We start from the raw sequence: 12320 nt of genomic DNA, 5'->3' as shown, positions 1-12320 counted from the left end.
CGGCCGATGCAAAGTGAGGTTCAGCCATGGACGGCTATACAAACGCCAATGATATTTCTGCGGTGGTCGCCGCCGACAAGGCGCATGTTTGGCACCATCTGAGCCAGCACAAGGGCTATGAAAGCCCGGATGTCGACCCTCGGATCATCGTTGAGGGCAAGGGTCTGCGTGTCTGGGATGCGCGCGGCAAAGAGTATATCGACGCGGTGTCGGGCGCTGTCTGGACGGTGAACGTCGGGTATGGCCGCGAAAGCATCGCCAATGCGGTGCGCGATACTTTGCTGAAAATGAACTATTTTGCCGGGGTTGGCGGCTCGATCCCGGGGGCTTTGTTTGCCGAACGGCTGATTTCGAAGATGCCGGGGCTAAGCCGGGTGTATTATTCGAACTCGGGCTCCGAGGCGAACGAGAAGGTCTATAAGATGGTGCGCCAGATCGCGCACAAGCATCACGGCGGCAAGAAGTGGAAAATTCTGTACCGCGAGCGGGATTACCATGGCACCACAATTGGCACGCTTGCGACTTCGGGTCAGTTGGAGCGGGCGGCGCAATATGGGCCCTATCCCGATGGCTTCGTGATGGTGCCGCATTGCCTCGAGTATCGCAAGCAATGGGACGTTGAGAACTACGGCGAGCGCGCGGCGGATGCGATTGAAGAAGTGATCTTGCGCGAAGGCGCCGATACCATTGGCGCGCTGGTGCTGGAGCCAGTGACCGCAGGCGGTGGGGTTATTACTCCCCCGACTGGGTATTGGGAGCGGGTTCAGGAAATCTGCAAGAAATACAACATCTTGCTGCACATTGATGAAGTGGTTTGCGGTGTGGGCCGCACCGGGACTTGGTTCGGCTATCAGCACTATGGCATCAAGCCCGATTTCGTGACGATGGCGAAGGGTGTGGCCTCGGGCTATGCGGCGATTTCCTGCACAGTGACGACTGAGGCCGTGTTCGACATGTTCAAGGATTCGGGCGATCACATGTCGTATTTCCGCGACATTTCGACCTTTGGTGGCTGCACGGCGGGGCCTGCGGCGGCGCTGGAGAACATGCGGATCATCGAGGATGAGGGTCTGCTGGATAACACCCTGAAGATGGGTGCGCGGGTGCTGGATAACCTCAACGCCTTGATGGAAAAGCACAAAGTCATCGGCGATGTGCGCGGCAAGGGGCTGTTTTGCGGTGCGGAATTGGTGGCGGATCGTGTCACCAAAGAACCGATGGACGAAAAGAAAGTCGCAGCCGTTGTGGCCGCCTGCAACGCGCAGGGCGTGATTATCGGCATGACCAACCGCTCGATTCCAGGGCTGAACAACACGCTGTGCCTCTCGCCTGCACTGATTGCAACTCCGGATGATATCGACCAGATCACCGGGGCGATTGATAACGCGCTGACGACGGTGTTTGGCTAAATCCTGCGGATTTATCTAAAATTTGTGCTTTCTGATTGAGCCCGTGCCTTGACTGGCGCGGGGTTTTTCTTGGGCGTGCCGCGCGGGTTGCGGCGCAGAATTGAGTATTTAGAAAAGAGCAATTCCCTTGCAGTTGCTCTTTTTTGAAATACTCCCGCCGGAGGCCCTTCGGGTGGCCCAGAGCGCTTGACTTTGCCCTAGGGTCGCGGGCCTATAAGTCCAGCAATGCCGCCGAAATGAGGCCAGAATGTCGATCCCCGCTGAAGCCTTTGTGCTGCCACCTGCCGTACGCGGCACTTTGCAGCAACGTATCCGGCAGATGGTGACGGAAGGCGTGTTGTCGGGCCGGTTTCGCGCCGGGCAGAAGATGCCGTCGTCTCGGGGTCTGGCGGAGCATTTGGGGATTTCGCGGATCACGGTGACTTTGTCTTATGCTGAGCTGGTCAGTGCGGACTATCTGATGGCGCGGGGGCGGTCGGGGTATTTCATCTCTGAAAACGCGCCGCGCGCGCCGGAGTTGCAGGCGCGGGCACCGCGGGCTGAGGGCGTCGATTTTGCGCGGCTGACGGGGCGGCGGTTTTCTGATCTCGCCACGGTAAAGCGGCCGCTGGATTGGGAAAATTATGCTTATCCGTTCATTTATGGCCAAGCAGATGCGAGTTTGTTTGATCATCAGAACTGGCGGCTTTGTGCTTTGCGCGCGCTGGGGCGAAAGGATTTTGCGGCGCTGACAAGCGATATGTACGACCGCGATGATCCGCTTTTGATCGAGCATCTGTTGCGTTCGATCCTGCCCCGGCGCGGCATTGCGGCGCGCGAGGATGAGGTGTTGCTGACCTTGGGGGCGCAGAACGCGCTGTGGATCACAGTCGCGACCCTGCTTGGGCCGGGGCGGCGGGCGGTGGTGGAGAATCCGGGATACTCCGGCCTACGCGGGGTGTTGGAGCCTTCGGGAACGGAGGTGATCTCAGTCGATGTCGATGCCGATGGGTTGCCGCCGGACCGTTTGCCGAAAGGGGTGGATGTGGTGTTCACCACCGCCAGCCATCAATGCCCGACCAATGCGACGATGCCGCTTGAGCGGCGACTGGCCCTGTTGGAGGCGGCGTCGCGCGAGGATTTCGTAATTGTGGAGGATGATTACGAGTTTGAGATGTCGTTTCTGAAGCCGGTGTCACCCGCCTTGAAGTCTTTGGATAGCGAGGGGCGGGTGATCTATGCGGGGTCGTTTTCCAAGTCTGTGTTTCCGGGGATGCGGCTCGGCTATCTGGTGGGGCCTGCGAGTTTTATCCGCGAGGCGCGGGCGTTGCGGCTGATGATGCTGCGGCATCCGCCGGGGCATATTCAGCGCACGGTGGCATATTTTCTAAGCCTTGGGCATTATGATGCGTTGATCAACCGGATGCGAAATGCCTATCGCAGGCGTCGGCAGGTGATGGAAGAAGCCATTCGCGACAATGGCTTGGCGGTGGCCGGGCAGGGCGGCTTTGGCGGATCGAGTTTCTGGATGCGCGCGCCTGCTGGGGTGGACGCCGAGGTTTTGGCCGAAGGGTTGCGGGCGGAAGGCGTGTTGATCGAGCCGGGGCGGGCGTTTTTTGATCCGGCTCAGGCGCCACGGAATTTCTATCGGCTGGGGTATTCCTCGATTTCTCCAGCAAAGATACCTGAGGGGATTGCGCGGATTGGGCGGGCTATTCGGGGGATGTAGGGGCTTGGAGCCGGCCGCCGGGGCCGGCCCCCGCCGATTGGGTCTTTGAACCAATGGCAGACTCAATCGGCACCCGGAGTATTTTCGCCAAGATGAAATTGGAGAACTGGCCTTATGACGGGGGAGGCTCTGGCCCTAAGGCAGGCTTGGGCAGAGGGATAGAACAGATTTAACCACGGAATTTCAGGAGCAAGCCGATGCGGATGACCACGGAAGAAGCCTTTGTCAAAGTGCTGCAAATGCATGGGATTGAGCATGCGTTTGGCATCATCGGCTCGGCGTTCATGCCGATTTCCGATCTGTTTCCGCGCGCGGGAATTACCTTTTGGGACTGTGCGCATGAAGGCTCGGGCGGGATGATGGCGGATGGCTACACGCGGGCCACCGGCAAGATGAGCATGATGATTGCGCAGAATGGGCCGGGGATTACCAACTTTGTGACGGCGGTGAAGACGGCCTATTGGAACCACACGCCCTTGGTGTTGGTGACACCGCAGGCGGCGAATAAGACCATTGGGATGGGCGGGTTCCAAGAGGTGGAACAGATGGCTTTGTTCGCCGATATGGTCGCCTATCAGGAAGAAGTGCGTGATCCTTCCCGCGTGGCAGAGGTGCTGAACCGGGTGATCATCAACGCCAAGCGTTTGAGCGCGCCTGCGCAAATCAACATGCCGCGCGATTACTGGACGCAGGTGATCGACATTGATCTGCCCGCGATTGTCGAATTTGAGCGGCCTTCGGGTGGCGAGGCGGCTGTTCATGCGGCTGCGGAATTGCTGTCGTCGGCGAAGTTTCCGGTGATCCTGAACGGCGCGGGCGTGGTGCTGGGCGGGGCAATTCCGGCAAGCATGGCATTGGCCGAGCGGTTGGATGCGCCGGTCTGTGTGGGCTATCAGCATAACGATGCATTTCCGGGCAGCCACCCGCTGTTTGCCGGGCCTTTGGGCTACAATGGCAGCAAGGCGGCAATGGAGTTGATTTCTGCGGCGGATGTGGTATTCTGTCTGGGTACCCGATTGAATCCGTTTTCAACGCTTCCCGGATACGCGCTGGACTATTGGCCTAAACAGGCCAAGATCATCCAAGTCGATATTAACCCTGATCGGATCGGGTTAACGAAGAAGGTGACTGTTGGCATTGTCGGCGACTCGAAAAAGGTCGCCGAGGCGGTTTTGGCGCGGTTGGCCTCTACCGCTGGTGACCATGGGCGCAGCGAACGCAAAGCCAAGATCGCACAGACCAAATCCGCTTGGGCGCAGGCTTTGTCCTCGATGGATCATGAGGACGACGACGCGGGCACCACATGGAACAGCCGTGCGCGGGCGGACAAGCCAAACTGGATGAGCCCCCGGATGGCGTGGCGGGCTATACAGGCCGCTTTGCCGAAAGAGGCGATTATTTCTTCGGACATTGGCAACAACTGCGCGATTGGCAACGCTTATCCGACGTTTGAGCAAGGGCGAAAATATCTGGCTCCGGGGCTGTTCGGGCCGTGTGGCTACGGTTTGCCTGCGGTGGTGGGCGCGAAAATCGGTTGCCCGGATGTGCCGGTGGTGGGCTTTTCGGGTGATGGGGCGTTTGGCATTGCGGTGACCGAATTGACCGCGATTGGCCGGGGCGAATGGCCTGCGATCACTCAAGTGGTGTTCCGCAATTACCAGTGGGGCGCGGAGAAGCGCAACTCGACCCTGTGGTATGACGATAACTTTGTCGGCACCGAGTTGGACACGCAGGTGTCTTATGCTGGGATTGCAAAGGCTTGCGGGCTGCAAGGCGTTGTGGCGCGAACTATGGACGAGCTGACGGCGGCATTGCGCCAAGCGATCATCGACCAGAAGGCGGGCAAGACCACACTGATTGAGGCGATGATCAATCAGGAACTGGGTGAGCCGTTCCGCCGCGATGCGATGAAAAAGCCGGTGGCGGTGGCGGGGATTTCTGCCTCTGATATGCGCAAGCAGGTGGTTTGATGCCGTTTGAGCTGGGGCTGGGTGCCTCGATCTGGATGGGTTGCGCCATTCTGGTCGCGGCTTTCATCCGGGGCTATTCTGGCTTTGGCTATTCGGCGATGGTGATTGCGGCCTCGGGCGTGGTCACCAATCCGCTGCATTTCGTGGCGGTGGTGGTGATCCTAGAGACCGCGATGAGCCTGCAAGCCGCGCGCGGCATCGGCGGCGATGTCGATTGGCGCAGGGTTTGGCTGATGCTGGCGGGGGCGGCCGTGGGCCTGCCGCTGGGGCTGTGGGCGTTGACCGGGATCAGTGAAGAAGCGGCGCGGGCGGCGATCTCGGTCTATATCCTAGTGATGTGTTGCGTGTTGCTGGCGGGCTGGCGGCTGAGGTCTGAGGTGCGCGGCGCGGGTAATCTGGCGGTTGGCGTGGTTTCGGGTCTGGCCAATGCGCCGGGGATGGGGGGCTTGCCGGTGGCGGCTTTCTTTGCAGCACAACCAATGCAGGCGGCGACGTTTCGCGCCACGTTGATCGCGTTTTTCCCGCTGCTGGATATCTATTCGGCACCTTTGTATTGGTGGCACGGGCTGGTGACATGGGATACATTGTCGGCGTCATTGGTGGCTTTGCCACTGACGTTTCTGGGCAATTGGCTGGGATCGCGGCATTTTTTGCACACCGATCCGCAGGATTTTCGCCGTTTTGCGATTTTGCTGCTGGGTGGGCTGGCGGTGATGGGGCTGATCAAGGCGGTGCTTTAGATGTTGCTGGTGGTCAATGCCGGGTCATCCTCGGTCAAGCTGGCGGTGTTTGACGGTGGTTTGCGGCAGATTCTGGCTGGGTCTGTTACCGAGATTGGTGGCGTGGGGTGCCTGCGCCTTGGCGCGGTGGATCGCGATTGTGCAGCGGCGGATCATCAGGCGGCATTGGCGCTGGCGTTTGAGGCGATGGCGGCGCAGGGCGTGGCGCTGGCGGATCTGACGGCGGCGGCGCACCGCGTGGTACATGGCGGCGAGGCTTTGGTGCGGCCTGCGCGGGTGACGGCTGCGGTGATTGCAGGGATTGAGGCGTGTGTGCCGCTGGCCCCGTTGCACAACCCCGGCAATCTGACCGCTATTCTCGCTTTGCAGGCCTTGGCGCCCGATCTGCCGCAGTATGTCAGCTTTGATACGGCGTTTCACAGCACGAACCCAGAGGTGGCGGTGACTTATGCTTTGCCTTTGGCGGAGCGGGCGCGCGGGCTGCGGCGCTATGGCTTTCATGGCATCAGTTATGGCGGTTTGGTGCGGCATTTGCGGGGTTTGGAGGCGCTGCCCGAGCGATTGCTGGCGCTGCATCTGGGCAACGGGGCCTCGCTGTGCGCGATCAAGGCGGGCGTGTCGGTGGCGACGACAATGGGCTATTCGCCGCTGGATGGCATCACTATGGGCACGCGGACGGGCGGCATTGATGGCAATGCGGTTTTGCGGCTGGCCGAGTTGCATGGCGTTGCGGGCGCTGGGCGGATTTTGAACCGCGAAAGCGGTCTGCTGGCGTTGGGTGGCCATAGCGATATGCGGGCCTTGCACGCGGCGGGGACGCCAGAGGCGGCGTTTGCGGTGGAGCATTTCTGCTATTGGGCGGTGCGACATGCAGGCAACATGATCGCGGCGATGGGCGGGCTAGACGGTATCGCCTTCACCGGCGGGATTGGCGAGAATGACGCTTTTGTACGCGGGCGGATTGTGGCGGGCTTGGCTTGGGCTGGCAATGTTCCCGTGCATATCGTGCCTGCCGAGGAGGAGCGTTCGATCGCGACCGAGGCTTTGGCGCTGCTGGGGGTTGGTTTGTAAGCGTATGGCGCGCGTGGGTTTTTCTGGGTTTCCGGCACTGGGGCGGAAGTTTTTCCGAGATTGCGGTGAATGTCGCAACGGTGTGTCGCAATCAGGCTTGTTTGGCGAAAAGCTTCCGTCCAGATTGACGGTCAGACGTAAGGGGGGAAGATGAGAGTTCAGCCGAAGATTGACACCTCGCCCCCGGTTTCGGACGAAATCCGCAAGACCACCTGCTATATGTGCGCCTGCCGCTGCGGCATCAATGTGCATCTGAAAGAGGGCCGGGTCAGCTATATCGAGGGCAATCGCGACCATCCGATCAACAAGGGCGTGCTCTGTGCCAAGGGCGCGAGCGGTATCATGCAGGTGACGGCGCCGTCGCGGCTGCGCGCGCCGTTGAAGCGGGTGGGGCCGCGTGGGTCCGGCGCGTTTGAGGAGATTTCCTGGGATGAGGCTTTGGCTTTGGCGGTGTCCTGGATGAAGCCATTGCGCGAAACAGCCCCCGAAAAGCTGGCGTTTTTCACCGGGCGCGATCAGTCGCAAAGCTTTACCGGTTGGTGGGCGCAGGCGTTTGGCACGCCGAATTATGCGGCGCATGGTGGGTTTTGTTCGGTGAACATGGCGGCGGGCGGGATTTACACCATCGGCGGTGCGTTCTGGGAGTTTGGCGCGCCGGATTGGGAGCGCACCAAGCTGTTCGTGCTGTTTGGGGTGGCGGAAGATCATGACAGCAACCCGATCAAAATCGGGCTGGGCAAGCTGAAGGCGCGCGGCGCGCGGGTGATTGGCGTTAACCCTATTCGCACCGGGTATAATGCTGTGGCCGATGACTGGCTGGGCATCACACCGGGGACGGATGGGCTGCTGATCCTGTCGCTGATCCATTGCTTGTTGCAGGCGGGCAAGGTCGATCTGGAGTATCTCGCGCGCTACACCAATGCGCCGTTGCTGGTGGTGGAAGATGGGCCGGAAAAAGGGCTGATCGCGAAGAACGCCGAAAGCCAACCCTTTGTGATTGATCGCAGAACCGGCGCGCCGGCGCCTTGGGATGGCAAAGGCGTGCAGCCTGATCTGGGGGCGACATATCAGGGCAACCGGACGGTGTTTCAGCATATGGCTGAGAAATATCTGTCGGATGACTATGCCCCCGAAGCGGTTGCTGCGCGCTGTGGCATTGCGGCGGATCGTATCCGGGCTTTGGCTGCTGAACTGGCGCATGTGGCGTTTGAGCAGGCGATTGAGATTAAGCAATCCTGGACGGATTTTCGTGGCGATTTCCATGCAACCATGCCGGGGCGGCCTGTGTCGTTTCACGCCATGCGCGGGATTTCGGCCCATTCTAACGGCTTTCAAACCGCCCGCGCTTTGCATCTGTTGCAGATCGTTCTGGGCACGGTCGAGGTGCCGGGTGGCTACCGCCTAAAGCCGCCCTATCCGAAACCGATGGAGGCGCATCCGACGCCGCATTTTGTTACCGCTCCGGGCAAGCCGTTGTCTGGGCCGCATTTGGGCTATGTGCGCGGCCCGGAAAATCTGGCGCTGAAGGAAGACGGCTCGCCTGTGCGGATCGACAAAGCCTTTACGTGGGAGAACCCATTTTCGGCGCATGGGCTGATGCATATGCTGATCCCAAATGCCCATGCCGGTGATCCCTACAAGATTGATACGCTGTTTTTGTATATGGCCAACATGGCGTGGAATTCTTCGATGAATTCGACTAAGGTCATGGAAATGCTGACAGATAAAGCGCCGGATGGAGAATACATCATCCCCCGGATCATCTATTCCGATGCTTATGCGTCGGAAATGGTGGCTTATGCCGATCTGATCTTGCCGGATACCACCTATCTGGAACGCCACGATTGTATCAGCCTGCTCGACCGTCCGATCTCGGAACCGGATGCGGCGGGGGATTCAATCCGCTGGCCGGTGGTGGAGCCGGACCGCGATGTGCGGCCGTTCCAATCGGTGCTGCTGGATCTGGGCGCGCGGTTGGGGTTGGCGCCGATGGTTAACGCGGACGGAACGGCGAAGTATAAGGACTACGCCGATTACATCGTGAACCATATTCGCCGCCCCGGAGTCGGGCCGCTGATCGGCTTTCGCGGCGATGGTACGGCGGAAGGGCGCGGCGATGCCAACCCCGACCAGATGGCGCGCTACATCGAAAATGGCGGGTTTTATCAAGCCCATGTGCCGGAGGAGGGGGCCTTCTACAAGCCGTGGAATATGGCCTATCAGGACTGGGCAGTGAAAACCTCGTTCTATGAGAGCCCGCAGCCATATCTGTTCTCGATCTGGTCGGAGCCTATGCGCAAATTCCAGATGGCCGCCGAAGGGCTGGGGCCGATCCAGCCGCCCGATCATCTGCGCGCGCGGTTGAAACAGGCGATGGATCCGCTGCCGATCTGGTATCCGCCGTTTGGCGATCTGGAGGCGACGGGTTGGGGCTATCCTGTCCACGCGATCACCCAGCGGCCGATGGACATGTATCACTCCTGGGGCAGTCAGAACGCGTGGTTGCGGCAAATTCGTGGGACTAACTATTTGTATTTACCAACAAAAATATGGGCGGAACATGGTTTTAGCGAGGGCGACTATGCCCGCGTAATCTCGCCCAATGGCGGCATCACCGTGCCCGTCGCGCATATGGCGGCGCTGAACGAAAATACGGTTTGGACGTGGAATGCGATTGGCAAACGCAAGGGGGCTTGGGCGCTTGACGATGGCGCGTCGGAGGCGACAACGGGGTTCTTGCTGAACCACCTGATCTCGGAACTGCTGCCAGACAAGGGCGATGGCGCGCGGCTGTCGAACTCTGATCCGGTGACAGGGCAGGCGGCGTGGTTTGATCTGCGGGTGCGGATTGAGCGGGTGGGGGCAAAGGCGCAGTCTGAACCTGCCTTTGCTCCGATCCCGCGCGTGGTGCCGCAAGGGGGGGAGCGCGCATGACCTGTTTACCAGTTTCCACGGAAAAGCGGCTAGGTCTGGCGATTGATCTGGACACTTGCGTTGGTTGTCAGGCTTGCGTGACGGCGTGTAAGGGTTGGAATGATCAAGGCTACGGCGTACCGTTGTCCGACCAAAACCCATATGGGGCAGAGCCTTCCGGGGTGTTCTTAAACCGAGTTCACAGCTATGCCGTGCAACCCATTGAAGGTGAGGCACAAACGATCAATTTCCCTCGCTCCTGTCTCCATTGCGAAGATGCGCCTTGCGTCACGGTTTGCCCTACGGGTGCAAGCTATAAGCGCAGTGAGGATGGCATTGTTTTGGTCAACGAGGATGCCTGTATTGGCTGCGGTCTTTGCGCTTGGGCCTGCCCTTACGGCGCGCGCGAGATGGATGCGGAGGCCGGGGTGATGAAGAAATGCACGCTCTGTGTGGATCGGATCTATAACGAAAACCTGCCCGAAGAAGACCGAGAGCCCGCCTGCGTGCGCGGTTGCCCGACAGGCGCGCGGCATTTTGGCGATTTTGCCGACCCAGATAGCAAGGTAAGCCGTTTGAGTGCCGAGCGCAGTGGTTATGCCCTGATGCCCGATCTGGGAACCAAGCCGGTTAACCGCTATCTGCCGCCGCGCAAGAAAGATGTGCGGCAGGATGCCAGCATTTTGGCACCCCTGTTGGACATCAAGGCCAGTGGTTTCGCCGGATGGCTTGACCGCGTGTTGGGGAAGATCTGATGCATCCGGCACCTTCGGTTATTGTGTTTTCGGTGCTGTCTGGCGCGGGGTTTGGCCTGCTGTTTTTTCTTGGTCTGGGATTTGTACATCCGTCCGGGCTGGTGGCCTTTCTATGGTGGGGCTTGGGCTATGGTCTTGCGGTGATTGGGCTTTTGGCCTCGACCTTCCATTTGGGAAATCCTAAGCGGGCATGGCGGGCGTTCACGCAATGGCAGACAAGCTGGCTTTCGCGTGAGGCTTGGGCTTCGGTAGCGGCCTTGGTTTTGTTGGCTCCGATGGCGCTGTCGGATTGGTTGGATTTGGGTCTGCCGCGCCCGTTCGGCTGGCTTGGTGCGGCGTTGGCGCTGGTCACCGTGTTCACTACTTCGATGATCTATGCCCAGATCAAAGCGGTGCCGCGCTGGCACCATTGGTTAACACCTGTGATGTTTTTAAGCTTTGCGCTGGCAGGGGGCGCGGTGTTGGCGGGGCAAAGCTTTGCTGCAGTGTTGCTTTCGGCCTTAGCGGCGGTCTTGCTGGCGATATGGCAGGTCGGTGATGGACAGTTTGCGCGTCGGGCACAGACTTTGGGCACCGCGACCGGGCTTGATCGGATCGGCGAGGTAACGGTGTTTGAGCAGGCGCATACGGCGGGAAATTACCTGCTGCGTGAGATGATTTTCGTGGTGGGGCGCAAACATGCGCAAAAGCTGCGGGCGATTGCATTGGCACTGGCGGCGGTGATTCCGGCGGCGTTGCTGGTGATTTCGGGCGAGGTTTGGACCTTTGCTTTGGCTGCAATATGCCATCTGATCGGCGCTTTGACGGCCCGCTGGTTGTTCTTTGCACAAGCCGAGCATGTGGTAGGCTTGTTCTACGGAAAACGCTAGGAGGTGCGATGAGTCCGCTGCAAAAGGTGCAAAATCTGCCGATCTGGCAGGGCGCGGCGCGGATTAAACCCCTCGGCGGCGGCATCACCAATGTGAATTTTGTTGTGGAAGATGATGCACAAAAGGTGGTGGTGCGGATCGGCGATGACATTCCGCTGCACCAGATCTTGCGATTTAATGAATTGTCGGCCAGCCGTGCGGCCCATGCGGCAGGGGTGTCGCCCGCGGTGATTTACCACGCGCCGGGGGCCTTGGTGATAACCTATATTCAGGGCCGCACCATGACGCCTGCGGATTTTGCCGAGGATGCGGTGCTGGATCAGGCACTGGACTTGGTGGCGCGGGCGCATCGCGAAATTCCGCAGCATTTACGGGGGCCCGCGCTGGTGTTCTGGGTGTTTCATGTGCTTCGCGACTATGCCGGAACGCTGCGGGATGCGGGATCGGGGTATAGCTCGGCGCTGCCAGAATTGCTGGCGCAGGCCGTGCTGCTAGAGGCGGCGGTGGGGCAGATTGACTTGGTGTTTGGCCATAACGACCTGCTTGCGGCGAATTTTCTGCATGATGGCACGCGGATGTGGTTGATTGACTGGGATTACGCAGGTTTCAACTCACCGCTGTTTGATCTGGGCGGCTTGGCCGCGAACACGGGGCTGAGCGAGCGCCAAGAGACGCGGATGCTGGGGGCCTATTTTGATAGGGCACCAGAAGGCGATTTATGGCACAAATACAAGGCGATGAAGGCTGCAGCGGCGCTGCGCGAGACGCTCTGGAGCATGGTATCGGAGATCTATTCCGAGATTGATTTCGACTATGCCACCTACACTGCGCAAAATCTTTCCACCTATCGGGCGGCGTTTGCCGCCTTTGAAAACTCCTGAGGAT

9 protein-coding genes are annotated in these 12320 nt (G+C 59.8%); all 9 read left to right on the top strand.

Annotated elements, in window-relative coordinates:
* Positions 1-26 precede the first annotated feature (26 nt).
* The 9 genes from tpa (at position 27) to Q7V03_RS04060 (ending at position 12316) form a co-directional block, all read left to right on the top strand.
* Positions 27-1409: a hypotaurine--pyruvate aminotransferase Tpa gene (tpa, locus tag Q7V03_RS04100; RefSeq protein ID WP_304924336.1), complete on the top strand. Its 1383-nt coding sequence runs from the start codon at positions 27-29 to the stop codon at positions 1407-1409.
* Positions 1410-1656: 247 nt separating this feature from the next.
* The gene (locus Q7V03_RS04095) at positions 1657-3117 is read left to right on the top strand and encodes a PLP-dependent aminotransferase family protein (RefSeq protein WP_304924335.1); all 1461 of its coding nucleotides are present in this window, start codon (positions 1657-1659) and stop codon (positions 3115-3117) included.
* A gap of 197 nt (positions 3118-3314) precedes the next feature.
* Positions 3315-5087, top strand: coding sequence for a sulfoacetaldehyde acetyltransferase (gene xsc / locus Q7V03_RS04090; RefSeq protein WP_304924334.1), 1773 nt, complete (start codon positions 3315-3317; stop codon positions 5085-5087).
* Positions 5087-5827, top strand: coding sequence for a sulfite exporter TauE/SafE family protein (locus Q7V03_RS04085; RefSeq protein WP_304924333.1), 741 nt, complete (start codon positions 5087-5089; stop codon positions 5825-5827). The genes xsc and Q7V03_RS04085 overlap by 1 nt, the downstream gene beginning before the upstream one ends.
* The gene (locus Q7V03_RS04080; protein WP_304924332.1) at positions 5828-6898 is read left to right on the top strand and encodes an acetate/propionate family kinase; all 1071 of its coding nucleotides are present in this window, start codon (positions 5828-5830) and stop codon (positions 6896-6898) included.
* 150 nt (positions 6899-7048) lie between these two features.
* Positions 7049-9832: a molybdopterin oxidoreductase family protein gene (locus Q7V03_RS04075; RefSeq protein WP_304924331.1), complete on the top strand. Its 2784-nt coding sequence runs from the start codon at positions 7049-7051 to the stop codon at positions 9830-9832.
* Complete coding sequence (locus Q7V03_RS04070) at positions 9829-10566, top strand: 4Fe-4S dicluster domain-containing protein (protein ID WP_304924330.1); 738 nt, start codon at positions 9829-9831, stop codon at positions 10564-10566. Before Q7V03_RS04075 ends, Q7V03_RS04070 begins: the two co-directional genes overlap by 4 nt.
* Positions 10566-11435, top strand: a complete 870-nt coding sequence (locus Q7V03_RS04065) for a DmsC/YnfH family molybdoenzyme membrane anchor subunit (RefSeq protein ID WP_304924329.1) — start codon at positions 10566-10568, stop codon at positions 11433-11435. Before Q7V03_RS04070 ends, Q7V03_RS04065 begins: the two co-directional genes overlap by 1 nt.
* 8 nt (positions 11436-11443) lie before the next feature.
* The gene (locus tag Q7V03_RS04060) at positions 11444-12316 is read left to right on the top strand and encodes a choline/ethanolamine kinase family protein (RefSeq protein ID WP_304924328.1); all 873 of its coding nucleotides are present in this window, start codon (positions 11444-11446) and stop codon (positions 12314-12316) included.
* Positions 12317-12320 lie beyond the last annotated feature (4 nt).

This window comes from Cypionkella sp., from assembly GCF_030652235.1.
Lineage (GTDB): Bacteria > Pseudomonadota > Alphaproteobacteria > Rhodobacterales > Rhodobacteraceae > Cypionkella.
This window is presented reverse-complemented; position numbering and strand designations above follow the sequence as displayed.

Excerpts from the sequence above, each read along its gene's own strand:
- tpa (WP_304924336.1), top strand. The coding sequence starts at position 27 with ATGGACGGCTATACAAACGCCAATGATATTTCTGCGGTGGTCGCCGCC.
- Q7V03_RS04095 (WP_304924335.1), top strand. The coding sequence starts at position 1,657 with ATGTCGATCCCCGCTGAAGCCTTTGTGCTGCCACCTGCCGTACGCGGC.
- xsc (WP_304924334.1), top strand. The coding sequence starts at position 3,315 with ATGCGGATGACCACGGAAGAAGCCTTTGTCAAAGTGCTGCAAATGCAT.
- Q7V03_RS04085 (WP_304924333.1), top strand. The coding sequence starts at position 5,087 with ATGCCGTTTGAGCTGGGGCTGGGTGCCTCGATCTGGATGGGTTGCGCC.
- Q7V03_RS04080 (WP_304924332.1), top strand. The coding sequence starts at position 5,828 with ATGTTGCTGGTGGTCAATGCCGGGTCATCCTCGGTCAAGCTGGCGGTG.
- Q7V03_RS04075 (WP_304924331.1), top strand. The coding sequence starts at position 7,049 with ATGAGAGTTCAGCCGAAGATTGACACCTCGCCCCCGGTTTCGGACGAA.
- Q7V03_RS04070 (WP_304924330.1), top strand. The coding sequence starts at position 9,829 with ATGACCTGTTTACCAGTTTCCACGGAAAAGCGGCTAGGTCTGGCGATT.
- Q7V03_RS04065 (WP_304924329.1), top strand. The coding sequence starts at position 10,566 with ATGCATCCGGCACCTTCGGTTATTGTGTTTTCGGTGCTGTCTGGCGCG.
- Q7V03_RS04060 (WP_304924328.1), top strand. The coding sequence starts at position 11,444 with ATGAGTCCGCTGCAAAAGGTGCAAAATCTGCCGATCTGGCAGGGCGCG.